At 70.1% G+C, this 25,224-nt stretch carries 24 protein-coding genes and 1 pseudogene; 15 read left to right on the top strand and 10 right to left on the bottom strand.

The genetic code is table 11. The features are described 5' to 3' along the window. Positions 1 to 144: 144 nt before the first annotated feature. From QYS60_RS24355 to pknB, 6 genes are read left to right on the top strand one after another with little or no spacing between them, the layout of a single operon-like run. On the top strand, positions 145 to 609 hold the full coding sequence (locus QYS60_RS24355) for an FHA domain-containing protein (protein WP_003936608.1): 465 nt from the start codon (positions 145 to 147) through the stop codon (positions 607 to 609). Next, the gene (locus tag QYS60_RS24350; protein WP_371384509.1) at positions 606 to 2,042 is read left to right on the top strand and encodes a PP2C family serine/threonine-protein phosphatase; all 1,437 of its coding nucleotides are present in this window, start codon (positions 606 to 608) and stop codon (positions 2,040 to 2,042) included. The genes QYS60_RS24355 and QYS60_RS24350 overlap by 4 nt, the downstream gene beginning before the upstream one ends. Further along, positions 2,042 to 3,493: an FtsW/RodA/SpoVE family cell cycle protein gene (locus tag QYS60_RS24345; RefSeq protein ID WP_289382490.1), complete on the top strand. Its 1,452-nt coding sequence runs from the start codon at positions 2,042 to 2,044 to the stop codon at positions 3,491 to 3,493. The genes QYS60_RS24350 and QYS60_RS24345 overlap by 1 nt, the downstream gene beginning before the upstream one ends. Next, the gene (locus QYS60_RS24340) at positions 3,490 to 4,974 is read left to right on the top strand and encodes a penicillin-binding protein 2 (RefSeq protein WP_289382488.1); all 1,485 of its coding nucleotides are present in this window, start codon (positions 3,490 to 3,492) and stop codon (positions 4,972 to 4,974) included. Before QYS60_RS24345 ends, QYS60_RS24340 begins: the two co-directional genes overlap by 4 nt. A gap of 2 nt (positions 4,975 to 4,976) precedes the next feature. Then, positions 4,977 to 6,494 (top strand): serine/threonine-protein kinase, encoded by a 1,518-nt coding sequence (locus QYS60_RS24335; protein ID WP_371384508.1) that lies wholly within the window; start codon positions 4,977 to 4,979, stop codon positions 6,492 to 6,494. Continuing rightward, positions 6,491 to 8,404, top strand: a complete 1,914-nt coding sequence (pknB, locus tag QYS60_RS24330; protein WP_289379269.1) for a Stk1 family PASTA domain-containing Ser/Thr kinase — start codon at positions 6,491 to 6,493, stop codon at positions 8,402 to 8,404. The genes QYS60_RS24335 and pknB overlap by 4 nt, the downstream gene beginning before the upstream one ends. Before the next feature lie 27 nt (positions 8,405 to 8,431). Here pknB and QYS60_RS24325 read toward each other — a convergent pair whose 3' ends face one another. Further along, positions 8,432 to 9,088, bottom strand: coding sequence for an aminodeoxychorismate/anthranilate synthase component II (locus tag QYS60_RS24325; protein ID WP_003936614.1), 657 nt, complete (start codon positions 9,086 to 9,088; stop codon positions 8,432 to 8,434). A gap of 20 nt (positions 9,089 to 9,108) precedes the next feature. Further along, a complete protein-coding gene (locus QYS60_RS24320) occupies positions 9,109 to 9,834 on the bottom strand; it encodes a DUF881 domain-containing protein (RefSeq protein ID WP_289379267.1) in 726 nt (241 codons plus the stop codon). A gap of 129 nt (positions 9,835 to 9,963) precedes the next feature. On the opposite strand from QYS60_RS24320, the gene crgA reads away from it, so the two are divergent. Together crgA and QYS60_RS24310 are read left to right on the top strand one after the other, a co-directional pair. Then, entirely contained in the window at positions 9,964 to 10,227 is a 264-nt protein-coding gene (crgA, locus tag QYS60_RS24315) for a cell division protein CrgA (RefSeq protein ID WP_003936616.1), read from the top strand. 66 nt (positions 10,228 to 10,293) lie between these two features. Next, positions 10,294 to 10,746, top strand: coding sequence for a PH domain-containing protein (locus QYS60_RS24310; RefSeq protein WP_003936617.1), 453 nt, complete (start codon positions 10,294 to 10,296; stop codon positions 10,744 to 10,746). Here the strand turns inward: QYS60_RS24310 and QYS60_RS24305 are convergent. Beyond that, positions 10,731 to 11,657 (bottom strand): rhomboid family intramembrane serine protease, encoded by a 927-nt coding sequence (locus tag QYS60_RS24305; RefSeq protein WP_003936618.1) that lies wholly within the window; start codon positions 11,655 to 11,657, stop codon positions 10,731 to 10,733. The two genes, QYS60_RS24310 and QYS60_RS24305, sit on opposite strands and share 16 nt — an antisense overlap. A gap of 11 nt (positions 11,658 to 11,668) precedes the next feature. Next, on the bottom strand, positions 11,669 to 12,196 hold the full coding sequence (locus QYS60_RS24300) for a peptidylprolyl isomerase (protein WP_054370860.1): 528 nt from the start codon (positions 12,194 to 12,196) through the stop codon (positions 11,669 to 11,671). Between the two features lie 226 nt (positions 12,197 to 12,422). Between QYS60_RS24300 and QYS60_RS24295 the strand changes: the two genes are divergently transcribed. After that, positions 12,423 to 13,316, top strand: coding sequence for an alginate biosynthesis protein AlgP (locus QYS60_RS24295; protein ID WP_371384507.1), 894 nt, complete (start codon positions 12,423 to 12,425; stop codon positions 13,314 to 13,316). Between the two features lie 13 nt (positions 13,317 to 13,329). Here the strand turns inward: QYS60_RS24295 and QYS60_RS24290 are convergent, their stop codons facing one another. After that, positions 13,330 to 13,497, bottom strand: coding sequence for a hypothetical protein (locus QYS60_RS24290; protein WP_371384506.1), 168 nt, complete (start codon positions 13,495 to 13,497; stop codon positions 13,330 to 13,332). A 235-nt stretch (positions 13,498 to 13,732) separates the two neighbouring features. On the opposite strand from QYS60_RS24290, the gene QYS60_RS24285 reads away from it, so the two are divergent. Continuing rightward, on the top strand, positions 13,733 to 15,676 hold the full coding sequence (locus QYS60_RS24285) for an acyl-CoA dehydrogenase family protein (RefSeq protein WP_371384505.1): 1,944 nt from the start codon (positions 13,733 to 13,735) through the stop codon (positions 15,674 to 15,676). 70 nt (positions 15,677 to 15,746) lie between these two features. On the opposite strand, the gene QYS60_RS24280 is transcribed toward QYS60_RS24285, so the two are convergent. Then, positions 15,747 to 17,045: a lipase family protein gene (locus tag QYS60_RS24280; protein WP_371384504.1), complete on the bottom strand. Its 1,299-nt coding sequence runs from the start codon at positions 17,043 to 17,045 to the stop codon at positions 15,747 to 15,749. Positions 17,046 to 17,218: 173 nt separating this feature from the next. Between QYS60_RS24280 and QYS60_RS24275 the strand changes: the two are divergent. Then, positions 17,219 to 17,904: pseudogene (locus tag QYS60_RS24275) on the top strand (hypothetical protein). Positions 17,905 to 18,097: 193 nt separating this feature from the next. Beyond that, a complete protein-coding gene (locus QYS60_RS24270) occupies positions 18,098 to 19,279 on the top strand; it encodes a hypothetical protein (protein WP_003936624.1) in 1,182 nt (393 codons plus the stop codon). A gap of 9 nt (positions 19,280 to 19,288) precedes the next feature. Here the strand turns inward: QYS60_RS24270 and QYS60_RS24265 are convergent, their stop codons facing one another. The 4 genes from QYS60_RS24265 to QYS60_RS24250 all read right to left on the bottom strand — a co-directional run bounded on the left by QYS60_RS24265 (position 19,289) and on the right by QYS60_RS24250 (position 22,663). Beyond that, complete coding sequence (locus QYS60_RS24265) at positions 19,289 to 20,248, bottom strand: R2-like ligand-binding oxidase (protein WP_371384503.1); 960 nt, start codon at positions 20,246 to 20,248, stop codon at positions 19,289 to 19,291. Positions 20,249 to 20,396: 148 nt separating this feature from the next. Further along, positions 20,397 to 21,581 carry a Dyp-type peroxidase gene (locus QYS60_RS24260; protein WP_371384502.1) on the bottom strand — a complete coding sequence of 395 codons (1,185 nt, stop codon included), beginning with the start codon at positions 21,579 to 21,581 and terminating at the stop codon, positions 20,397 to 20,399. Further along, a complete protein-coding gene (locus tag QYS60_RS24255) occupies positions 21,574 to 22,083 on the bottom strand; it encodes a copper chaperone PCu(A)C (protein ID WP_371384501.1) in 510 nt (169 codons plus the stop codon). The genes QYS60_RS24260 and QYS60_RS24255 overlap by 8 nt, the downstream gene beginning before the upstream one ends. A gap of 79 nt (positions 22,084 to 22,162) precedes the next feature. Next, entirely contained in the window at positions 22,163 to 22,663 is a 501-nt protein-coding gene (locus QYS60_RS24250) for a hypothetical protein (protein ID WP_371384500.1), read from the bottom strand. Positions 22,664 to 22,841: 178 nt separating this feature from the next. Between QYS60_RS24250 and QYS60_RS24245 the strand changes: the two genes are divergently transcribed. The 3 genes from QYS60_RS24245 to QYS60_RS24235 all read left to right on the top strand — a co-directional run bounded on the left by QYS60_RS24245 (position 22,842) and on the right by QYS60_RS24235 (position 25,093). Then, positions 22,842 to 23,453 (top strand): type 1 glutamine amidotransferase family protein, encoded by a 612-nt coding sequence (locus QYS60_RS24245; protein WP_371384499.1) that lies wholly within the window; start codon positions 22,842 to 22,844, stop codon positions 23,451 to 23,453. Beyond that, the gene (locus QYS60_RS24240) at positions 23,450 to 23,902 is read left to right on the top strand and encodes a MarR family winged helix-turn-helix transcriptional regulator (protein WP_371384498.1); all 453 of its coding nucleotides are present in this window, start codon (positions 23,450 to 23,452) and stop codon (positions 23,900 to 23,902) included. Before QYS60_RS24245 ends, QYS60_RS24240 begins: the two co-directional genes overlap by 4 nt. Positions 23,903 to 24,889: 987 nt before the next feature. Beyond that, on the top strand, positions 24,890 to 25,093 hold the full coding sequence (locus QYS60_RS24235; RefSeq protein ID WP_371384497.1) for a helix-turn-helix domain-containing protein: 204 nt from the start codon (positions 24,890 to 24,892) through the stop codon (positions 25,091 to 25,093). Positions 25,094 to 25,224: the final 131 nt, after the last annotated feature.

Here is a 25,224-nt window from a genome sequence, read left to right as displayed (position 1 = left end):
CCCGATCGGAACCGGCCCGAGACCCATCCGACGCGTCGGCGACGCGCCGGACGATGCGTCTCGTCGCCCGGGGTCCGTATTGTGGGTGACCGCAGTGCACCGGACGACACCGCACCGGGCCGATACGCAGAAGGAGGGCGAGCCGTGCAGGGGCTGATTCTGCAGCTGACCCGGGCGGGGTTCCTGCTCCTGCTGTGGTTGTTCATCTGGGCGATCCTGCGCACGCTGCGATCGGACATCTACGCCGGTGCCGCACGTCCGGTCCCGCGCTACTCGCCGCGCAACCAGTCGGTGCTGCCGTCACTGGGCCGCGGCAAGTCGGCGAAGTACCTGGTGGTGACCCAGGGCGCTCTCGCAGGCACCCGCATCACGCTCGGTTCCCAACCGGTCCTGATCGGCCGGGCCGACGACTCGACCCTGGTCCTCACCGACGACTACGCATCCACCCGGCACGCCCGCCTGTCGCAGCGCGGGTCGGACTGGTACGTCGAGGATCTGGGCTCGACCAACGGCACGTATCTGGACCGCGCCAAGGTCACCACCGCCGTCCGCGTACCCCTGGGCACTCCTGTCCGGGTCGGGAAGACCGTGATCGAGCTCCGCCCGTGACCCTTGTACTGCGATACGCCGCCCGGAGCGACCGTGGCCTGGTGCGTTCCAACAACGAAGATTCCGTGTACGCGGGGGCTCGCCTGCTCGCCCTCGCCGACGGCATGGGCGGCCACGCCGCCGGCGAGGTCGCCTCGCAACTGATGATCGCGGCTCTCGCCCACCTCGACGACGACGAACCCGGCGGGGACCTGCTCGGCAAGCTCGCCGCCGCCGTGCGCGAGGGCAACGCCGCCATCGCGGATCAGGTCGAGGAGGAACCCGAACTCGACGGCATGGGCACCACGCTCACCGCCATCCTCTTCGCCGGCAGCAAACTCGGCCTCGCCCACATCGGCGATTCGCGTGCCTACCTGCTGCGCGAGGGCCAGCTCACCCAGATCACCCGCGACGACACCTTCGTGCAGTCCCTCGTCGACGAGGGACGCATCACGCCCGAGCAGGCACACAGCCACCCGCAGCGCTCGCTCATCATGCGCGCTCTCACCGGCAGCGAGGTCGAACCGACCCTCACCGTGCGCGAGGCACGCGCCGGCGACCGCTACCTCATCTGCTCCGACGGCCTGTCCGACGTCGTCAGCGACGAGACCATCGCCAACACCCTGAGCGAAGGCACGCACGACGAGTGCGCCGATCGGCTCATCGAACTCGCCCTGCGTAGCGGCGGACCCGACAACGTCACCGTCGTCGTCGCCGACGTCATCGATCTCGACTACGGACAGAGCCATCCGATCGTCGCCGGTGCCGCGTCGGGGGACGACGAGGACACCCCGCCGCCCAACACCGCCGCGGGCCGTGCCGCCGCGATGCGCCCGCCCCGCGCCACGCCCAAGCGTGTCGTCGTGCAGAAGGATCCCGAGCCCGCGCGCAAGCACAGCCGGATGTGGTGGCCGCTCGTCGCGATCGTGGTGCTCGGACTGCTCGTCGCCGGTGCGGCCGTGGGCCGGACGATGATCCGCAGCTACTACTACGTCGGCGACGACGACGGCCGTGTCACGGTCCTGCGCGGCGTGCCCGGCAACATCCTCGGCTACTCCCTGCAGGAACAGTCCCTCGTCGGCTGTCTCGCCGACGACGGAACGTTGACCTTGACCTCTCCGCAGGAGGCGGACTGCCGCGTCATGCTGGTCGACGATCTGCAGCCGGCGGCCCGTGAGCAGGTGCGGGCGGGCCTGCCGTCCGGGTCTCTCGACGACGCGCGCACGCAGATGAACCGGCTCGCGGAGAACGACCTGCTCCCGGTGTGCGTCGAGGAACAGGCGGCCCCGTTGCCCGCCCCGGCTCCGGCGCCCGTCCCGGCCCCCGCCCCGGCCCCTCCGGCGGCTCCCGCGTCGGAACCCGCACCCGCCGAGACACCCGCCCCCGCACCGGCCCCGGCGCCCGAGCCGGCGGTCCCGCAGGTGCCGGGCCAGAACTGCCGGGTGGGCGCCTGATGTCGGTGTCCCACTCACCCGGAGCCTCCTTCCCCAGTCCTCCCGGAGGCTTCGCCCCGGCTCCCGCCGTGTCCACGCGGCGGAACACGGAGCTGCTGCTCATCGTCGCCGCCATCGCGATCACCACGGTGTCGCTGATGCTGGTCGAAGCCAGCCAGGAACAGACCCTGACCATGGACCTGGCCAAGTACGGGCTGACGTACGCGGTGCTGTTCCTCGCCGCGCATCTGGCGGTGCGCCGGTTCGCGCCCTACGCCGACCCGCTGCTGCTGCCGATCGTCGCGCTGCTCAACGGCCTGGGCCTGGTCCTGATCCACCGACTCGACCTCGCCGACGAGGAGAACGCGCGCTACCTCGGCCAGCCGATCCCCTCCCCCGACGCCAACCAGCAGGTGCTGTGGACGGCGCTCGCCATCGCCGGCTTCGTCGCGGTGCTGGCGCTGCTGCACGACTACCGGCTCCTCGCCCGGTTCAGCTACACCCTGGGCCTGATCGGCCTCGTCGCGCTCGCCGTCCCGGCCCTGCTGCCGTCCCGCTTCTCCGAGGTCAACGGCGCCAAGATCTGGATCAGGCTGCCCGGATTCAGCATCCAGCCCGGCGAGTTCGCCAAGATCCTGCTCATCATCTTCTTCGCGTCCGTGCTGGTGGCCAAGCGCGACCTGTTCACCACCGCCGGCAAACACGTGCTCGGCATGGACTTCCCCCGCGCCCGCGACCTGGGCCCGATCCTCGCGGCATGGATCCTCTCGATCGGCGTCATGGTGTTCGAGAAGGACCTCGGCACGTCGCTGCTGCTGTTCGGCACGGTGCTGGTGATGCTGTACATCGCGACCGAACGGGTGGGCTGGCTGCTCATCGGTGGCGCTTTGCTCGTCGTCGGCTTCTACTTCGCGTACCAGATGTTCGGTCACGTGCGGGTGCGTGTGGAGACCTGGCTCGACCCGCTGGCCGACTACAACAACACCGGCTACCAGATCTCGCAGTCGTTGTTCGGTCTCGCCACCGGTGGTGTCGCCGGCACCGGGCTCGGCAGCGGACGTCCCGCGCAGGTGCCGTTCGCCAAGACCGACTTCATCGTCGCCACGATCGGTGAGGAACTCGGGCTCATCGGCCTCAGTGCCATTCTCGTCCTCTTCCTGATCCTGATCACGAGGGGATTGCGCACCGCGCTCGCCGTCCGCGACAGCTTCGGCAAGCTGCTGGCCGCCGGCCTGTCGTTCACCATCGCGATCCAGCTGTTCGTCGTCGTCGGCGGCGTCACCAAGCTGATCCCGCTCACCGGTCTCACCACGCCGTTCATGTCCTACGGTGGTTCGTCGCTGCTGGCGAACTACCTCCTGCTGGCACTGCTGGTGAAGATCTCCAACGCGGCCCGCGAGCCCGCCGCCCCACGTAAGAAGGCACCGCCACCGATTGCGGACGCGCCGACGGAAATGCTGGGGCGCGGATGAACACACCGCTCCGCAAAGTCGCGATGGCGGTGATGTTCATGGTCGTCGCGCTGCTTGCCAACGCCACCTACGTCCAGGTCATCAAAGCCGACGACCTGCGCACCGACCCGCGTAACTCGCGGGTGCTCATCGACGAGTACTCGCGTCAGCGCGGACAGATCTCCGCGAGCGGGCAGGTCCTGGCGGTGTCGGTCCCCACCGACAGCCGCTACAAGTACCTGCGCACCTACCCGGCCGCCCCCGAGCAGCCGGCGAGTCCGCTCGCCTACGCACCCGTGACCGGGTTCTACTCGATGCAGTACGGCAGCACCGGGCTCGAGCGCACCGAGGACGAGGTGCTCAACGGGTCCGACAACCGGCTGTTCGGCCGGCGCTTCTTCGATCTGGTCTCCGGACGGGACCCGCGCGGCGGCAACGTGGTCACCACCATCGACCCCGTCATGCAGCAGGTGGCGTACGACGAACTCACCGCCAAGGGCTACACCGGCTCGGTCGTCGCCATCGAACCGAGCACCGGTCGCATCCTGGCGATGGTGAGCACCCCGAGCTACGACCCCAACCGGCTCTCCGGCCACGACGGCGCAGCCACCTCGCAGGCCTGGGAGGAACTCAACGCCGACCCCGACAAACCGATGCTCAACCGTGCCATCTCGCAGACCTACCCGCCGGGCTCGACCTTCAAGGTGGTCGTGACCGCCGCGGCGCTCGCCGCGGGTACCACCCCCGACGACCAGTTCACCGCCGCACCCAACATCACGCTGCCCGACACCGCGACCACGCTGGAGAACTACGGCGGCGCGACGTGCGGTGGCGGCCCCACGGCCTCCCTGCGCGAAGCCTTCGCCCGCTCCTGCAACACCGCCTTCGTCGAGATGGGTCTGAACACCGGCAAGGAGGCCATCGCCGAGCAGGCGGAGGCGCTCGGTGTCGGGGAATCCATGGACATCCCTGTCCCCGTCGCGGCGGGCACCATCGGGCCGATCCCCGACGGCGCCGCGCTGGGCCAGTCCAGCATCGGCCAGCGTGACGTCGCGCTCACCCCGCTGGAGAACGCCGTGATTGCCGCCACCGTCGCCAACGGCGGCGTCCGGATGCAGCCGCATCTGGTGTCCCAGCTGCAGTCGCCGGACCTGTCGGTGCTGGCGGAGACCTCACCGGTCTCGGCCGGGCAGGCGATGTCGCCGCAGGTCGCGGCCACCCTGACCGACCTGATGATCGGATCCGAGAACTTCTCCGGCGGCGAGGGGAAGATCCCGGGGGTCCAGATCGCGTCGAAGACCGGCACCGCCGAGCACGGCGACGACCCCCGTAACACTCCCCCGCACACGTGGTATATCGCCTTTGCGCCTGCCCAGCAGCCCACTGTTGCAGTGGCGGTCATCGTGGAGGACGGCGGCGACCGCGCTCTCGCCGCCACGGGAGGCTCGGTTGCCGCGCCGATCGGACGTGCCGTGATCGCGGCGGGAATGCAGAGAGGCTGATTATGGCTTTGCACAGCGGCGCCATGATCGCCGACCGTTACCGGCTGCAACGGCTCATCGCCACCGGTGGCATGGGACAGGTGTGGGAAGGGCTCGACACCCGCCTCGACCGCCGGGTGGCGGTGAAGGTCCTCAAGGCCGAACTTTCCGGCGACGCGGACTTCCTGACCCGATTCCGGTTCGAGGCGCGCACCACCGCACAGCTCAACCACCCCGGCATCGCGGGTGTGTTCGACTACGGCGAGACCACCGACGCCGAGGGACAGTCCATCGCGTACCTGGTGATGGAACTGGTGCACGGCGAACCCCTCAATGCCGTGCTCGCCCGGGTGGGCCGCCTGTCGCTGCCGCACACCCTGGACATGCTCGAACAGACCGGACGGGCGCTGCAGGCGGCGCACGACGCCGGAGTCGTGCACCGCGACGTCAAGCCCGGGAACATCCTCATCACCCCCACCGGCCAGGTCAAGATCACCGACTTCGGCATCGCCAAGGCCGTCGACGCGTCACCGGTGACGCGCACCGGGATGGTCATGGGCACCGCCCAGTACATCGCCCCCGAGCAGGCCCTCGGCCAGGAGGCGACGTCGGCGAGCGACGTGTACTCGCTCGGCGTCGTCGGATACGAGGCCCTCGCGGGCCGGCGGCCGTTCCTCGGCGACAGCGTCGTCACCGTCGCGATGAAGCATGTGCAGGAGACGCCCGCTCCGCTGCCCACCGATCTGCCGGCGGGGGTGCGTGAGCTCATCGAGATCGCCATGACGAAGGACCCGGCGCACCGGTACACCAGCGGCGGCGAGTTCGCCGACGCCGTCGCCGCCGTGCGGTCCGGCCGATCGGTGCCGCCGCCGGGCAACGTGCCGCCGGTCACCGGTGCCACGCGGATCCTGCCGCCCGGCGTGCCGGGCACCACGTCCCCGGCCGCGACCCGCGCGCTCGGGCCCACCCCGCCGCCACCGCCGTCGCGGCCGTACTACGCCCCGGCGTATGCGAACGGCGGGGACCAGCCCCCCACCGGCTCCGCCCCGTCCGGCGACAAACGCTCACCGAGCCCGAAGGCCATCGCCTGGGCGGCCGGGGCGGCTGTGGCCCTCGCACTCGTTGCGCTGGCGCTGGTGCTGCTGGGCGGCGACAATTCCGGGGACGCGGGCCCCGCACGGTCCACGACCACGCAGGCACCGACGACCACCACCCGTGCCACGACGACCACCACGCGGCCGCCGCGGACCACCACCACGACGGTGGAGCCGACCACGACGGCACCCCCCACCACGACGCAGGCCCCCACGACCACCCCCGAGCCGACGACGACCACCCCACCGCCGACGACGACGGAGGCGCCGACCACCACCACGGCGCCCACCACGACGACGGCCACGACGACAGCCGCCACCACGACGACGGCCGAGACGACCACCACCACCGTCTCCCTGCCAGGTGACGATGAGGGCGGTCTCGAACCCGGAGCCATAGACAACCCGTTCACCCCGATCGAGCCAGTCACCCGAGGACAGTCATGACCACACCCCGCAAGCTCTCTTCCCGCTACGAGTTGGGTGAGATCCTCGGCTTCGGTGGCATGTCGGAGGTGCACCTGGCCCGGGATCTGCGGCTCGACCGCGACGTGGCGATCAAGGTGCTGCGCGCGGATCTCGCGCGCGACCCCACGTTCTATCTCCGGTTCCGCCGCGAAGCCCAGAACGCCGCGGCGTTGAACCATCCGGCGATCGTCGCCGTGTACGACACCGGTGAGGCGGAGACCGAGTCCGGTCCGCTGCCGTACATCGTCATGGAGTTCGTCGAGGGCGACACGCTGCGCGATATCGTGCGCTCCCAGGGGCCGATGACCCCGAAGCGGGCCATGGAGGTCGTGGCGGACGTGTGCGCCGCCCTGGACTTCAGCCACCGCAACATGATCGTCCACCGCGACGTCAAGCCTGCCAACGTCATGATCACCCGTTCCGGCGCGGTGAAGGTCATGGACTTCGGCATCGCCCGGGCCATCTCGGACGCCGCGAGCCCGATGACGCAGACCGCCGCGGTGATCGGCACCGCCCAGTACCTGTCGCCGGAGCAGGCCCGCGGTGAGCAGGTCGACGCCCGCTCCGACGTGTACTCGGTGGGCTGCGTCCTGTTCGAGATCCTCACCGGTAAGCCGCCGTTCCAGGGCGATTCCCCCGTGGCCGTCGCGTACCAGCACGTCCGGGAGGATCCGCCGCTGCCGTCGTCGGTGAACTCCGCCGTCCCGCCGGAGCTGGACTCGGTGATCCTCAAGGCGATGGCGAAGAACCCCGCCAACCGGTATCAGAGCGCCGCCGAGATGCGCAGCGACCTGATCCGTGTGCTGAGCGGCCAGAAGCCCAGCGCACCCATGGTGATGACCGACGAGGACCGCACCACCATCCTCGGGGCCGTCGACGGTGCCGGGACACCTCGCAACGGCGCGGACCGCGGGGCCGCCGCAGCCGCTGCCGGCGGGACCGTGGCGACGCCCCAGCGCTCCCGGGTGCTGCGCAACACGCTGCTGGGCCTGGCGGCGGTCGTGATCGTCGGCATCGTCGGGGTGTTCCTGTGGACCTCGGGCCCGGGATCGACCGCCGCGCAGATCCCCGTCCCCGACGTGCGCAACCTCGCCGCGGAGATCGCGGAGAGCAGGCTGCAGGATGCCGGGTTCGAAGTCTCGGTGCAGATGAAACCCGACGCCGTGGTCGCCACCGGCAACGTCGTCAACACCCGGCCGGTCGCCGGGGTCCAGGCCGAGGAGGGCAGCACCGTCACCCTCGAGGTCTCGAGCGGCCCCGAACAGGTGGAGATCCCGCGGCTGGCGGGCATGAACCAGCAGGAGGCGCTGCAGGCCCTGACCGACGCCGGACTGCGCCTCGATCCGAACGTGGCCCGCGCACCGTCGGCGGCGGCCGAACGCGACACCGTCGTCGACCAGAGCCCCGCCCCGGGAGCCGACGCCGACCGCGACAGCGCGGTGCGGGTGACGCTCGGCAGCGGACCCGAGCAGATCCGAGTGCCCAACGTCGTGGGTCAGGCCACCGAGGTGGCGCGTGACAACATCGAGGCTGCCGGTTTCACCGTCGTGGTCGACGAGATCGACTCCAGCCAGCCGACCGGGACGGTGGTGTCGAGCAGCCCGGCGGGCGGTACCAGCGCGACGGAGGGCGACACGGTCACCATCCAGGTGTCCAACGGCAACCGCATCGAGATGCCCGCGTTGACGAACCGGACGGTGTCCGAGGCACTCGCGGAACTGCGGGCGGCCGGCTGGACGGGCTCGCCGGCACAGCTCGTGCAGAACCGCGAGGCCACCCTCGACCCGGAGCTGGTGGGCAAGGTCATCGCCCAGCAGCAGCCGCCGGGGTCCGAGATCTCCAAGTCGGAGACCATCACCGTGGGTGTGGGCGTGCTGGGTATCCGCTGAGCTGCGCTCGGATGCCGTGCGGACGGCTCAGGCGACGCCCCCGGCGAGCGCCTGAGCCACTTCCGCCTCGAGACGGGCGACCAGCGGTTCGTCCGGTGCCTCACCGCACACGCCGAGCCAGTTCGCCAGCATCCGGTGGCCGCCCTGCGTGAGGACCGATTCCGGGTGGAACTGGACGCCGTGGACGGGCAGCTCGCGGTGCCGCAGGGCCATGACGATGCCGCTCTCGGTGAATCCGGTGGGGACGAGCTCGTCCGGCAGCGTGTTGGGCAGCACCGTCAGTGAGTGGTAACGCGTCGCGGTGAACGGATCCGGCAGGCCGGCCAGCACCCCGGTGCCGTCGTGCCAGACCGAGCTGGTCTTGCCGTGCAGCAGCTCGGGGGCCCGGTCCACGGTCGCCCCGAAGGCGGCACCGATCGCCTGATGGCCGAGGCAGACCCCGAGCAGCGGCGTGCCCGCGTCGGCGCAGGCCCGGACGAGGTCCATGCTCGCACCGGCGCGCTGCGGCGTGCCCGGCCCGGGGCTCAGGAGGATGCCGTCGAACTCGGCCGCGATCCGGTCCGCTGCGCCGGTGAGCCGCTCGTCGTCGTTGCGCCAGACTTCGGCCCGGGTCCCGAGCTGCCCCAGGTACTGCACGAGATTGAAGACGAAGCTGTCGTAGTTGTCGACGACGAGGATGCGCATGCGGAAAGGGTACCGACCCGTCAGCGCAGCGTTGCTCCGCCCGTGTAGGCCGGAACCGACAACGACTCCGACGACTGCTGCGTGTAGCCCAGCCCGTAGCGCGCCGCGTACTGCTTGTACACGCGGATGCCCGGCTCGGCGGCCAGGGCGGCCTCGAGTCGCGCCGGGTCGCCCAGCGCGGTGATCACGTACGGCGGAGAGTAGGTACGGCCGTGCAGCAGCAGGGTGTTGCCGATGCACCGCGGCGCCGAGGTCGCCACGAGCCGCTGATCCTGCATCGCGATCGCCTCGGCTCCGCCGGCCCACATCGCGTTGAGCACGCTCTGCACGTCCTGCTGGTGCACCACGAGATCGTCGGGCGACGCATCCGTCGGATACCTGCCGTCGGCGCCGCGCGGCGCATCGGTGAGGCTGACGGTGACCCCCGGGCCCCGTCGTGCGGTGAGCCCGGCCGGGTCCTCGAGGCCGGAGGTGTCGGCGAGCACCGCGGCGACGTCGCCGTCGGTGGCCGCGGCCTGGGCCTGCAGCTCGGCGACGCGTCCCGCGAGGTCGTCGCGGGTGGCGGCGAGCTCGTCCGCCTTGGCCTGCGCTGCCCGCACGAGGTCGGACAGCCGCGCGGAGTCGCTCACGCGCAGTTCCTCGCCGTCGGAGACCCCGCGGGTGGTGCCGAGCAGCAACCCGGCGAGCAGGCACACGGCCAGCGCGGCGGCAGTCCACCCGAGCGCGCGGGCCCGGCCGTCCGACACGTGGACCCTCCGTTCCGGATTCTGCGTTAGCGTGTACTCACACTGGTAGTACACGCACTGGTAGTACACGCCAGGTAGCTGCCCAACCTACCTGTCCGCCCCGCGCGGTACCGCACGAACGAGGACGTCATGCCCAAGTCGAAGGTCCGGAAGAAGACCGACTACACGATCAACCCGGTGAGCCGCACCCCCGTGAAGGTGAAGGCGGGACCGTCGAGCACCTGGTACGTCGCGGTGATGCTCGGCTTCATGCTGATCGGTCTGGCCTGGCTGGTGGTCTACTACCTCGCGGCCGAGCAGATCTCGTGGATGAACGACCTCGGCGCGTACAACTTCCTCATCGGTTTCGGGTTCATGATCGTCGGCCTGATCATGACCATGAGGTGGCGGTGAGGTTACAGGAGTGTAGTTCATCCCCACCTGTGGACAAACCTGTGGACGAACTGGGGAAAGCTCCCCGTGTCCGGTGAACAACCCCTGCGCTGGTCCACACCCCCGCTCGCGATCGTCGCGCTGGTGGTGGGCGGCATCGTGCTCGCGGTGGCCGCGGCGACGACTCCCGATCCTGCCGGCCGCACCCTCGTCGGGCTCGCGGCCGCGGTCGCACTCGTCGTCGCGGCTCTCGCGGCCCGGCAACGCCCGCGGCTCGAGGTGCTTCCCGACGACGCCGGCCTGGCCGTCACCCGACTGACGGGACGGCGTGAGCTGCCCCGCGCAGCCCTGACGCGGGTACGGATCGTCGCGTATCCGCGGCTCGGCCGGCGGGTCCCGATGCTGGAGATCGACGTGCGCGACCCCCACGGCGACGAGCAACTGCTCATCTTCGGGCGCTGGGACCTGGGTACCGATCCCCGCACGGTGTACGACGCACTCGCGGTGCGGGGACTGGCGCCGGATCAGACCCCGAGCTGAGCCCGCAGGCGCAGGACGGCCAGGGCGAGGACCAGCACGGTGACCACCGTGACGCCGCCCAGGGCGAGCCATCCCGTCCGGACGAAGCGGGCGCGGTCGTCGCCCGCACCCAATGCGCGCGGGGCGAACAACAACGCCGCCGTCGCCGCCGCACCCGCGGCCAGGCCACCGAGGTGTCCCCACAGGGAGATGCCGGGGATGGTGATGCTGATGACGACGTTGAGGACGACGATCGCCAGCACCGGCGCGGGGCTGCGCCGCAGCCGCATCAGGATCACCGCCTGCGCTCCCAGCAGGCCGAACACGGCGCCGGAGGCGCCGGCGGTCACGGCGTCGGTCTCGAGCAGCATCACCGCAGCGGACCCGCCGAGAATCGACACCAGGTACACGGCCAGGTACCGGAGCCGGCCGAGGACGAGTTCGGTGTCTCGGCCGATCACGTACAGCGCGAACATGTTGACCGCGAGGTGCAGCACCCCGAAGTGCAGGAATCCGCTGCCCAGCACCCGGATGTACTCGTCACGAGCGGCGATCATCGGCGGCCACAGCGCCCACTCGAAGAACAGGCTCGACGAGCGCTCGTTGTTCATCACGCTGCCGGACTGGGCGGCGGTGATCGCGAAGATTGCGGTGTTCAGCGCGATCAGGATGTACGTCACTAGCGGGGTGTTCGCCTGCGACCGGGCGGGTGCGCCCGCGACGGTGCGGGCCTGCGGGACGTCACGCTGCGCGGCCGCGACGCAGTCGACGCACTGCTGACCCACCGCGGCGGACCGCAGGCAGTCGGGGCAGGCCGGTCGTCCGCATCGGCTGCACGCGAGCAGCGTCGGGCGATCGGGATGCCGGACGCACCGCGGCTGGGGCGGGTGGCCGCCCCCGCCGGCCGCGTGGCCCCAGCCGGGGTTCGTCATGTCGGTCTCTCTCAGGAAATGGTGATGCTGTCGATGACGACCGGCTCGACCGGGCGGTCCGCACGGTCCGTCGCCGTCGTGGCGATCGCGTCGACGACCTTCTTCGACGCCTCGTCGGTGACCTCACCGAAGATCGTGTGGCGCCGGTTCAGGTGCGGGGTCGGCCCGACGGTGATGAAGAACTGCGAACCGTTGGTGCCCGGTCCGGCATTGGCCATGGCGAGCAGGTAGCCGCGGTCGAACTGCAGCTCGGGATGGAATTCGTCGCCGAACTGGTAACCCGGACCGCCGCGGCCGGTGCCGGTCGGGTCGCCGCCCTGGATCATGAAGCCGTCGATGACGCGGTGGAAGACCGCACCGTCGTAGAACGGGCCGCTGGTCTCACCCTTGGCGTTCTCGGTCTTGTACTCCTTGGTGCCGTTCGCGAGGCCGACGAAGTTCTCGACGGTCTTCGGGGCATGGTTGCCGAAGAGCTCGATCACGATGTCGCCGCGGTTGGTGTGCAGAGTCGCGGTTGCAGTCTTTTGAGGTGAAGTCACCCCTCCATCGTGCCATCCGGGTCTGCGACACCGGAGCGGTCCGTCTCGCGAACCCGGACGCGAGCGTCCTCTGTGCACGGACGCGAGCGTCCTCTGTACACGGACGCGAGCGTCGTCTGTACACGGACGCGAGCGTCGTCTGTACACGGACGCGAGCGTCGTCTGTACACGGACGCGAGCGTCGTCTGTACACGGACGCGGGGGTTCGCTGTGCAAAAGTGGGTACATGACGAGTGTGAGCGAGTCCAGAACCAAGAGCGGGTCCGGCACCGGTAGCGAACTCGTGTGCCCCCCGAAGGAATCCAAGGGTGCCGGTGGCTACCTGAAGCTTGCAGGTCAAGGCGCGACGGCCCTGGCGCGGGGGCCGCTCGTCACCGGCCTGTTCGTCGCCCGAAAGGGTCTCGACGTCGCCCGGAACATGGCCGGCAACCGAGAGTGCCGCCGCGCACAGGCCGCAGCGACGATCGAGTCCGGTTCCCGGGGACGGGGCCGCAAGCTCCTGGTGACGGTCGGCGCGCTCGGCGTCGTCGCCGCGGGCGGAGTGGTGTTCTACCGCAGCCGGCTCGGGGATCACCCGCCCGTCGCGCCGGAACCGCCGCGGATCGAGTCGACTCCGCCCGCGCCGGTCGCAGCGCCCGAGGCTGCCGCACCGAAGGCCGAAGCACCGAAGGCCGAAGCACCCGCACCGAAACCGGCGGCCACGACAAACGCGAAGCCCGCGCCCGCCGCGACACCCGAAGCCGCAGCACCGAAGCCCGAAGCCGCAGCACCGAAGCCCGAGACCGCAGCACCGAAGCCCGAAGCCGCAGCACCGAAGCCCGAAGCCGCAGCACCGAAGCCGGCGGCCGCAGCACAGGCGAAGCCCGAGCCGACCGCGACACCCGAGGCTGTGGCCCCGAAGCCCACACCGGCCCCGGCGGCCGACACGGCGCCGAAGAGCACAGACGCGGCACCGAAGGGCACGGCCGATGCGGCCCCGACCGGGAAGCACGCGGCCAAGGAGGAACCGGCTCGCAAGCCGACCCCCGCGTCGAAGAACGCGGCTGCCGGGGGCAAGGGAACCTCCGCGAAGCCGCAGCCGCCGAGCGGTCCTGCCGGGGGACCGAAGAAGCAGAACTGAGGTCCGCCCGGGATCACGGGACGGAGTCGGATCCGGGGCAGGTCGCGTCGTGCGCGGCCTGCCCTTCTTCGAGAAGTCGGCGTTCGGTGACGCGTAGTTCCAGGTCGACGATGCGGCCGGCGACAACGTAGATCAGGACGGTCAGCAGTAGTACGACGGGTACGGACGCAAGAAATTCCATGTCGGCCTCCAGGGTGGTCCGCGCGGGCGGGAAGGTGGAGGTGCTCGGGTGCGTCGTCGGTGACCACTCCAGCGTACGGACCGGCACGGGGTGCCTGTCGGGACGACCACCGCGCCGCTCCGTGATCTGCCGCACACCCTCGAGTTACTCACCGGTACCGATCCGGCGAATCTCGTGATACACGTCACAGAACAGGCGGATACTCGCCGGTAGCGATCTATCGGGGAGGCATCACATGGCACAACAGGTACAGGTCAGCGAGGAGCAGGCACGCGCAGTAGCCGAGGAGGCCCGAGAGGAGAACTGGGACAAGCCGTCCTTCGCCAAGGAGTTGTTCCTCGGACGTCTGACCCTCGACCTCGTTCATCCGTTCCCGCGCCCGGCGCCGGACGCCGAAGCCAAGACGGAAGCGTTTCTCGCCAAGCTTCGCCGCTACTGCGAGGGGCTCGACGGCAGTCGTATCGAACGCGACGCGCGCATTCCGGACGAGTACGTCGCAGGCTTCGCGGAACTCGGCTGCTTCGGCATGAAGATTCCGGAGGAGTACGGCGGGCTGGGCTTGTCGCAGGTGGCGTACAACCGGGCGTTGATGCTCGTCGCCTGCGTGCATCCCAGTCTGGGCGCCTTGCTGTCCGCACACCAGTCGATCGGTGTGCCCGAACCGCTCAAGCTGGCCGGCACGCCCGCGCAGAAGCGTGCATTCCTGCCGCGGTGCGCCCGCGGCGCGATCTCTGCGTTCCTGCTCACCGAGCCGGACGTCGGTTCCGATCCCGCGCGCCTCGCCTCGACGGCCGTGCCGATCGACGACGGCGCGGCATACGAACTCGACGGCGTGAAACTGTGGACCACCAACGGGGTGGTGGCGGAACTGCTGGTGGTGATGGCCCGGGTGCCACGCAGCGAGGGGCATCGCGGTGGGATCTCGGCGTTCGTCGTGGAGGCGGACTCGCCCGGTATCTCCGTCGAGCGCCGCAACTCCTTCATGGGACTGAAGGGCATCGAGAACGGTGTCACCCGCATGTACAAGGTGCGGGTACCGAAGGAGAATCTCATCGGCCGCGAGGGCGACGGCCTGAAGATCGCCCTGACCACGCTCAACGCGGGCCGGCTGGCGATTCCCGCGATGTGCGCCGGAGCCGGCAAATGGGCCCTGAAGATCGCCCGCGAGTGGTCCGCCACCCGCGTCCAGTGGGGCAGGCCCGTCGGCGAGCACGGCGCGGTCGCCGGCAAGATCGCATTCGTCGCGGCCACCACGTTCGCGCTCGAGGCCGTGGTGGAACTGTCGGGACAGATGTGCGACGAGGAACGCAACGACATCCGGATCGAGGCGGCGCTCGCCAAGCTGTGGTCCAGCGAGATGGCGTGCACGATCGCCGACGAACTCCTGCAGATCCGGGGGGGCCGCGGATACGAGACGGCCGACTCGCTCGCGGCGCGCGGTGAACGGGCTGTTCCCACCGAGCAATTGGTGCGGGACCTGCGCATCAACCGGATCTTCGAGGGCTCGAGCGAGATCATGCGGCTGCTGGTGGCACGCGAGGCTGTCGACGCGCATCTGCAGGCCGCCGGCGATCTGGCGGACCCGAAGGCCACCCTCGATGCGCGGGCCCGGGCGGCAGCCAAGGCGAGCGGCTTCTACGCCAAGTGGCTGCCGCAGCTGGTCGCGGGCAGAGGTCAGTTGCCCACCTCGTACAGCGAGTTCGGGCCGCTGGCAGCGCATCTGCGTTACGTCGAACGGTCCTCCCGGAAACTGGCACGGTCCACGTTCTACGGGATGGCACGGTGGCAGGCCGGCCTCGAGAAGCGGCAGGGCTTCCTCGGCCGGGTCGTCGACATCGGTGCCGAACTGTTCGCGATGGCGGCGAGCTGCGTGCGGGCAGAGATGTACCGCAGCGACAACCATCCCGACGCGAACGCGGCGTACGAACTCGCCGAGGCCTTCTGCCGGCAGTCGAGGCTGCGGGTGGAGGCGCTGTTCGATGCGTTGTGGACGAACACCGACGATGCCGACCGGCAGCTCACGACGGGCGTGCTCGAGGGGCGCTACACCTGGCTCGAGAAGGGTGTGATCGATCCCAGCGAGGGCACCGGCCCCTGGATCGCCGAATGGGCCCCCGGACCGTCGGCCGAGGAGAACCTCGCCCGCCGGTTCGTCCGGGTCGACCATCCGGTGGTGTGAATCGGAAGTTCCGGTCGGCCGCGGCAGCGATTCGGAGCGCTGCCACGGCCGACCGCTTCGCGGTTGTCGCTCAGAAGGCGCCGCAGTTGGACGGTGCGGGCCGCCCGGCGAACCGGTCGTTCAGGTAGGCGACCGCTTCGGGCATGCCGGCGACCAGCGGCAGCGCGTGATTGACGGCCAGTCCCGGCAGGATGGGCGGGGTGGTGTTCGTGGAGAACTGGACGGTGGCGCCGAGGGCGCACCAGTCCGTCGCGAGCCGGCGGCCCTGACCGAACGGCACGATGTCGTCCATCGTTCCGTGCTGCACGAGCACCGGCGCCGACGGCTGCAGACGTCCGATCCGCTGCGCGGCGATGGCTTCCTTCGCCTCCGGCAACCGATCGACGACGGCGCCCAGCGGCTCGCCCGTGCGGGTGTAGTCGTTCGTGCGCTGGAAGCCGTAGCGGAAGATCGTCTCCGGGGCGCACTGGTTCGCCACCGACTGCAGCATCTCGCGTCCCCGGTCGTTGATCTCGGCGTCGATGAGATCCCGGAGCTCGGGGTAGGCCTCACCGAGTCCGTTGATCGTGTAGCCGATCACGCCGGTCAGCGCCGTCCCGTCGACCTGGTTCAGCGTGGCCTCGAGGTCCGCGGGCGGCGCACCGGCATAGACACCCACCAGGTTCAACTCGGGTGCGTAGGTCGGCTGCAGTTCGGCGGCCGCCGACACGGCGCCACCGCCCTGGGAGTACCCCCACAGGCCGACCGGCCCGTCGGGGGTGACGGACGCGGCGGGCAGGCTCTGGGCCGCCCGGACGGCGTCGAGCACTGCGTGCGCCTCGGCCAGCCGGTTGACGTAGGTGTGGTGGCCCGGCGTGCCGAGACCGTCGTAGTCGGTGACGACGACGGCGATGCCCTGCAGCAGCATGGTGTTGATCGACAGCAGTTCGTACTCGGTGAACAGGTCGAGCGGCGGGGTGTAGGAGACGAGCGAGTTCAACTGCTTGGACGGCGCACACTGGTCGCCTTGCCCCTGGGTGCCCGGCGCGATCGCGACGAGCGGCCGCGGGCCGGGACCGTTCCAGGGCAGTGACGGCTCGAGGTAGGTGCCGCCGACGGCGTTGGGCTCGCCGTTCGCGTCGAGGCTGCGGTAGAGCAGCCGGGTGCCCTGCGCCGGGAACACGCCCTGCGGCGTCGGGACGCGGACGGCGAGATCGGACGGCCCGCTACGGAGTACGGCGCCGGAGGTGCCGGCCGGATCGAACGGAGGATCGTAGAAGGACGCGTCCGCGCTCGCCGTCGCCGGCATCGCGAGCATCGCTCCCGTCAGCGCCGCGGTCGCTACCGCGGCGCCGGTCCATCTTCTGGCGCGCCCCATCCGTATCCCCATCCCACGGTCCCTTCACAGGTCGATGCCTGTGTGTCGGACGACACAGGCGGTACGCACTGTAACAGCTAACTTACCGACGCGTAAGTGCGCTTTTCGTCTCTTGTGACCCGCACTCGAGGCCACGATCCGTCATTCGTGCCACAGCATCACCGCTGGTCGAGGACAATCCGGGCATGACCGCGGAGCGCAGCGAGCCGCACCTGCACCGGCTGACCACCCCGCACACCGCCGCCGCCGTCGGGATCGTGTTCGCGGTCCTGTTCACGGCGAGCATCGTCCTGATCCGTCAGGCGATCCCGGCGGATCCCTTCGGCACGACCGAGTGGCTGGAGGCCGGCCGCTCACGGCTCACCGTCGCGCTGACGCTGTCCCAGTTCGCCTGCATCGCGTTCCTGTGGTTCATCGGTGTGCTCCGGCACCGGCTGGGCGACCTCGAGGACCAGTTCTTCTCGACGGTCTTCGTCGGCAGTGGTCTGTTGTTCCTGGCGCTCATCCTCGTCACGATGGCCAGTGCCGGCGGCCTGCTCCTGACGGACCAGGCGGAGGCCGTCCCCGCCCAGGAGTCGGCCGCGTTCGCGCATGCGCTGATCCTGCAGATCAGCAATGTCTACTCGATCCGTATGGCTGCGGTCTTCATGATCTCGCTGGCACCATCTGGATGCGCACCGGGCTGATGCCACGATGGCTGGTCGCCCCCACCCCCACCTACCTGATCGCCCTGATCCTGCTGTTCGCGGTGACGGAGGCGCTGTGGCTCACCCTCGTCTTCCCGGCGTGGGTGGCCGTGATCAGCCTGTTCCTGCTGACCCATGCCCGGCAGGCGTTCCCGCCCCGGCGGACGATCCGGCCGAGAACCTGACGGCACCGGGTACGCGGACATCCGCCCACGACTGCACGCCTCGGGCCCGGCGACGCGCACGGGCCGTGCCGATGCGGCGCGCGAATCCTAGTGGTCACGGCAATCTCCCGCGCGGTGCTACGGCGCGGCTTCCCCGGCTGTGGCCGAGTCGGTAGCAAGATGTACGCCGATCGTTGTCTACAGGAGGTTTGACATGGCTGTGGGAGTCGGTCTCCGGATCGGGAGCGTGGTGTCCACCGCGGTCCTCGCTTCCAACGACCCCGGCAGTCCCGATCCCGTGGTCATAGCCCGGGACACCGTCCTGCACATCGATTCCGACGGCACCACCGTCCTCGGCGGCGCCCCGCATCCTGCCGGTGAGGCCCGCTACCTGTCGGGATTCCTCGGCCGGGTCGGCGATCCCGCCGGCGTCACCGCCAGTGACGGACGCATCTACCGAGCCGAGGACTCGATGGCCACGGCGATCGCCTGCCTGCTGCACGAATGCCACCCCCTGCCACCGGACAGCGGGCCCGACGGCGGCCTGCCGAGTGTCACCGCCACCTACCCGTCACGGTGGGACCAGCCCACCGTGGCCGCACTGCGGGCCGCGCTCGACTATGCGGATCTGCGGCACATCGCCCTCGTCTCGGACGCCGAGGCGGCCGCGACGTGGTACGCCTCGGAGATCTCGGAAACTCCGGGACAGCTCGTCGGCATCTTCCACGTCGACGACGGCGGCTCGACCGTCAACCTCGTGCGGTCCGGCGTCTCGGCCGGCAAGGCGTTCCGATTCGGCGCCAAGAGCGCCCCGTCCCCCGCGGCCCAGCTGGCCACCGCCCTCGGCGCCTTCGGCTGGCTTTCGCACAACCTCGACGCCGTCGTGGTGATGGGTGACGGGTTCGTCGCGCGCGACCGCTCGCACGTGCAGTCCATCGCGGACAGCCTCGCCGCGAAACTCGGGGTACGCACCCTCGTCGGACCCGGTCCCGAGCAGACCGCCGCCCTCGGTGCCGCCATCCTCGCGGCCGGTTTCACACCCGCGCGCGTGGTCAAGGCGCGGATCGGCCTGCCCCCGTCGTACGACGTCACCGACGTTCTCACCGGTGGCATTCCGCGTATCCGTGAACTCGAAGCGGCCGAACGTGCCCGGGCCGAAGCGGCGGCGGAACGAGACAGGGCAGCGGGCGCACCCGCGAGCCCCGCACCCGTTCCCGCGACGACCGCCGCCGACGTGCGATCCGGCGGCGCCCGGCCCGAGGACAGCGACGCCGACGACACCGCGGGCACGACGCTCACCACCACCGCGACGCCGCCGAGCCGCAACTACTCGGCGATCGGAGCGGTGGTCGCGGTGGTCCTGTTGCTGGTCTTCGCGGTCGTCGCGCTGCTCTGACCGCCCGGTTCAGTTCCCCGCGAGGCTGGTCAGCTCCGCGGCATCCTCCGCACCGAACTTGTCCTCGAGCACTTCCGGGCTGTAGTCGAGATCGATCTCCTCGACGGGCCGGCCGCGGGCGGATTCGATGGCCCCGAGCCGTCGCTGGGCGCGGTCGGCGGCGTAGGAGACGAACTCGTCGGGATCGAGACCGAAGGGTTGTTCCTCGAACTGGTCGTTGACCCACTGGATCATGCCGAGCGCGAGCGGCAGCAACTCTCCCATGCGTTGCTGCACGACATCCCAGTTCGAGTCGTCGGCGGCGACGTGGCGGCGGCACGTGAACGTTCCCCATGCCATGTGCCGGCGTTCGTCGTCGCCGATCCGGCGCACGAGTTCCTGCATCCCGGGCAGGATTCCGCGTTTCGTGCACACCTTCTGCCAAGCGTAGTACCCGGTGAGGGCGAGGCTGCCCTCGATGACGTGGTTGTAGGTGACGCTGGCGCGGACCTGGTTGGCGGGGCTCGGGTCGGTCTCGAGGACGCGCAGCGAGTGGGGCAGCTCCTCGTAGAACAGCTGCCGGTAGTACGGGTTGTCCGCGACGTAGGGGTGCAGGTCCGCGGTCAGGCCCACCTCGTCCATCCACAGCCGGAAGACCTGGGTGTGCTTGGCCTCCTCGAAGCAGAACTGGGTCAGGTACATCTCGTCGCCGAGACGGCCCTCGGCGGCCATCGCCCGCAGGAACGGCTGGATGTCCTGGGTGACGGCCTCCTCACCGGCCACGAACTGCGCGACGAGGTAGGTGGCGCTGCGGTGCTGTTCGCTGTTGAGTTCGTTCCAGTCGGCGGCCTCGCGGCTGAAGTCCAGATCGAGCGGATCCCAGAACTTCGCGTTGCCCTTCGCGAACAGCCGCAGCGGGAAGGCGTCCCAGTGCAGACCCCCCGCGCGCAGGGTCCCGAAGCCCTGACGTTCCGGCAGTGCAGTGGTCATGAGTGTGCCGCCTTTCCTCGACGCGGATGGACGCGTGTCCTGACGGTAGCCCCATTTCCCTGGGGTGTGACGGGAACCATACAAACTGTAGGTACGGCGGTTCCCCCGGCCGGGATTCCACACGGATCCCGGCCGGGGGCGCGGCCCGTCAGCCCTCGAACAGGGTGTCGCCCGGGTATCCGCCGGGACCGAATCCGGGTGGGACGGCGAACACCGCCGACCCGACCGGGGTGATCCACGGGTTCAGCGCGTCGTGCTCGGCGAGCCGCTGCTGCACCGGGACGAACTGCGCGTCCACGTCGGCCTGGTACGCCGCGAACAACAGTCCGGCACCGTCCGGATCGTCGTAGTTGTAGCCGCGGCGCAGGAACTGCTCGTTCGCGTTCCGGGGCCGCGCCCGGGCGACGTGCGATTCCGGAGGGATCACCGGAATGCCGTGGACGTCGGTGGCGGCGAAGTCCGGATCGTCGTGCTCCCCGCTGCCGGTCAGCGGCGCCCCGGCGGCCAGGTCCCGGCCCACCGCGAGTTCCCGGGCCGGCCGGTCGAGTTCGTCCCACGTGTCGAGTTCCATACGGATTCGCCGCAACACCAGGGACGTGCCCCCGGCCAACCAGGCCGGGGTACCGGGATTCCACACCTGCCGGTCGAAGTCGGTGCTGCCCGCAGCCGGGTTGACGGTGCCGTCGACCTGACCCATGAGATTGCGCATCGTGGTGCCGGTGGGCTTGGTGCCCACCGCGTTGCGGAATCCGCGCTGGGTCCAGCGCACGGTGGCCAGCGATCGCACGCTCTTGGAGAGCGTGCGAGTCGCGTGCGAGACGGTGACCGGGTCGTCGGCACATACCTGCAGCAGCAGATCACCGCCCGACCAGCGTTCCTCGAGGCGATCGATCGAGAACGCCGGCAACGGCCGCAACCACTCGGGTCGCTGCGCCGCGAGACCGGCCACGTCGAACACGGCAGGACCGAAGCCGACCGTCACGGTCAGCCGGGCGGGATCGAGGGCGAGTTCGGGCTCGGTGTCGCCGAGGGCAGGACTGCCCCCGGCCAGCCGGCGACCGTCCTCGGCCCACACCTTCATGAGCCCGGTCAGCGCGCGACGGTCGAGTCCCGGACGCAGATCCAGGGCGACGAAGGCGGCGAAGGCCTGCGGCTCGGTGTCGATGCCGGCCTGGTGCACGCCGTGGAAGGCAACCGTGCGCCCACCGGTGGGTTCGGGCTCCCGCGTGGCGGCGTACCCGAGACCCGTCCCGACGCCGGCCGCGCCGATGCCGGCGACGCCCAGGACGGCGGCGCCGCCACCGAGGAGACGCCGCCGGCTCAGCTCAGCCACCGTGGTTCGCCCCCGCGCCCGCGCTCGGCTGGTAGTTCTCCTGCGCGCCGGAGAAGTCGCGGACCTGTGCGGTGAACTCGGTCGTCGAGCCGTCCTCGAAGGTCAGCTCGAAGGTCACTTCGGTGCCGGGCAGGACCGGCTCCACGAGGTCCATGAGCATCAGGTGGTCGTTGCCGGGGGCGAGCGAGTGGGTGCTGTGCGCGGGAATGACCAGTCCGTCCGTCTTCTCGCGCATCACCATGGCGCCGCCGTCGCCGGCCGCCATCTCGTGGATCTCGGTCCGGGCCGAGCTGGGGCTGGCAGCGGAGACGATGTGGATATCGGTGTCGCCGGTGTTCTCGAGCTCGGCGAATGCGCCGGTCATGCCGGATTCGGCGGCCTTCGCCCACGCCGAGGAGACGGTGAGCGAGTCCGCGGACGCGGCGGCGGGCTCGTCGGACGAGCATCCGGCGGCAAACAGGGTCGCGGCCGCGGCGGCAGCGAGGAACAGGGTCTTCTTCATGGGGATTCTCCGAAATCGGTCCGAGTGCGCACGGGTGCGCGCGGTCACCGCAGAGGCGCGGCGACCGAGAAGGATGGGTTCAGACCGTGACGGGAGGGCCGCGAGTGCCGAGACCGGCGGCGACGAGCAGGCCCCGGCGGAGCCGGGGTCGGTGGGCGACCGGGGTCCACGTGGGGACGGCGACGGGCGCCGGCGCGAACGACGCGGGTACCGCGCGGACGAGGGCGGCCAGCCCGACCCGGCAACCGTGTTCGGCACCGCGGACGAGCAACGCCGCGACCGCGATCGCCCCGGCGTGCGCGGCAAGCATGCCCGGGCCGGGGACGTGGAGGTGTCCCGCATCGAGGGAGAGGGCGCCGTGGCCGATCACCTGACCGGCGGCGAGCACGCCGACAATCGGCACGCGAGTGCCCGCGGCGAGCAGGCCCACCGTCACGGCGGCCGCGAGCAGCAGTACCGCCGGCACCTGCCCCGGCACGGAACCACCGGCGAGGGCATGGGCGGCGACGCTCACCGCCCCCGACATACCGCCGACGAAGGCACCGCGTACGCGCGCGACGACATCCTCCTCGGCAGACATGCAGCCAGGATACGCGCCCGTTACTACGGAGAGTAGTAACAACTCTCACACGCGACACTCCGGCAGTTCGGCCCGCATCGTGAAGAACTCGACCGTGGCAGCACTCGCGGCGCGTCGTTTCACGTGAAACCAGGAGCTGACTATTGACAATAAACTGTCAAATCGACAGTATATTGTCATGACTGAGACAGTGCATGTCGCCGTGTACGACACCCTCGCCGACTGGGAGGTCGGGCATGCGATCGCCCACATCAACAAGCCGCTCTGGCACAAGCACCCCGGCCGCTACACCGTCGCCACCGTCGGCACCACGCGCGAACCTGTCACCACCATGGGCGGAATCCGCATCCTCCCCGACACCACCCTGGACGAGGTGCGGCCCGACAACAGCGCGATGCTGATCCTGGCGGGCAACGACATCTGGAACACCGAGCAGTTCAGCCCCTTCGCCGACCGGGCGCGCGACTTCCTCGAGGCCGGTGTTCCGGTGGCCGCGATCTGCGGGGCCACGGGCGGACTCGCCCTCGCCGGACTCCTCGACGATCGCGCGCACACGAGCAACGCCGCCGAGTTCCTGTCCGGGCTGGGGTACGCCGGCGGCGACCTCTATCGCGACGAACCGGCCGTCACCGATCGAAATCTGATCACCGCGAGTGCCACGGCCCCGGTCGAGTTCGCCCGCGCGATCCTCGAACGCCTGGAGGTGTTCGAACCGCACGTCCTCGAATCCTGGTTCAAGCTCTACGGCCGACGCGACCCCGCCGGCTTCCACGAACTCATGGCCGGATGAGCGCGCGCCCGGAACAGGAACTGCTCAGCGACCTCGCCCTGGCGTCGTTCCGCCTCAACGGCCAGTTCCTCGAGGTCGCCGAGACGCTGGCCCGCCCGGCGGGTCTCACGGCGGCGTGGTGGCAGGTCCTCGGTGCCGTGCTGCGCGATCCCCTGCCGGTCGCCGGCATCGCCCGGGCGATGGGGATCACCCGTCAGAGCGTGCAGCGGATCGCCGACCTGCTGGTCGAGCGCGGCCTCGCCGAGTACCTACCCAACCCCGCCCATCGGCGCGCGAAGCTCGTCGCGCCGACCCCGGCGGGCCGTGCCGCGGTGTCCGGGATCGATCCGGCGCACGCCGCCTTCGCCCGGCGCCTGACCGACGCCGGGGGTGCGGAAGGCCTGGCCGCCACGCTGGCCGCGATGCGGCAGCTCTCGGCGATCCTCGACGAACTCGCCGAACAGAAGTGAGCACAGACGCCGACAGGCCCGGACATCGATGCTGTCCGGGCCTGTCGTCGAATCGTTGTGGAGCCTAGGAGATTCGAACTCCTGACATCTGCCTTGCAAATGCGATACACCCCCGAGGTCACGGGGTCGAAACCCTCCCTACCTGCCGAAACGCATCATTCGACATCACGTCAGATAACCCCGAATTGGGGGCAAGTGTGTCCAATCTGTGTCCACGGAGGGGGTACTCACTGTGCGAGTACTCAGGGGCGTCGATCCGACCGACAGCCCGAAGATGCCCGGAATCGGATTCCGGCCCTCGCTGCGGGAGTCGGGCCTGTCGATCCGGGCAATCGCAGCGGCAACGGGAGACGATCCGCGAACGGTTCGCCGCGACTTGGCAGGTGGGGCAAATGCCCCACATGAGATCACTGGGACGGACGGCAAGACATACAAGCCGAAGCCGGCCAATCGTTGTCTCATGCTCGGCGAGTCGGGGGCTGCGCATCCGCCACCCCAGGGGGAGGGCCCGGTGACGCCGCGGCACGGCGGTCCCTTGGCATACGGCTGATATCCCCCCGAGATTCCCCCCGCAGATCCCCAGACCCGTGCCCGAGGCGCCCACGTAGACCAAGGGGCGCCGATCCAACCGAAACCCCAGGGGTCCGGACTGTGTTCGGACCCTCAAAGCTGGCTATGAGCTCGCTACTTCAGGGAAGATGCCGCCTTTAGATGACTTTACCTGCGTGCATGAGCCGGCCCGGAGGTGTCTCGTGATCCCGAAGTTGATGACGACCGAAGAGGTGGTGGCGGTGTCGCGCCGCGGTGTGAACCGAGTCCGGCGGGCCGCCAACTCCGGTGCACTTAAAGCTCAGCCGCGGCCCCCACGCGGGCGGCTGTTCTTCACGGAACAGAGCGTCGTCGACTGGATCGAGCGGGGCTGCCCGGCGATGCCGGCCACCCGGAACAGGTCCCGACTGCGCGTTGCCGGCACGGTTAGCTCTGGCCATGAATGACACACAGATCGGTCCGAAGTTGCTGCTGTCCGCCGCCGAGGCCGGCGCCGTGATGGGTGTCGACGAAACCACCATCCGCAAGATGTGGTGCGCCGGCGACCTCCCGTGCATCCGCATCGGCCGGGGCCGCAAGGTCACCCGCCAGTGGCTCGAGGACTACATCGAGACCCACAAGGAATGGGCAAGGCGCACCTAGTGCGCCGTGAACGGTAGCGTCAGCTGCGCTCCACTCCCGGTCACGCCGGCCCGACATCCCGAAACTCGGACTGGCGTTCGTTGTACAACGAGGTTTTCTCAGTAAGTTGATCTTGCCGGGACGGCGTCAGG

The sequence above is a fragment of the Rhodococcus sp. GXMU-t2271 genome (assembly GCF_041414735.1).
Lineage (GTDB): Bacteria > Actinomycetota > Actinomycetes > Mycobacteriales > Mycobacteriaceae > Rhodococcus > Rhodococcus indonesiensis.
Note: the sequence above shows the minus strand (reverse complement) of the source record. Positions and strands in the feature narration are given on the sequence as shown.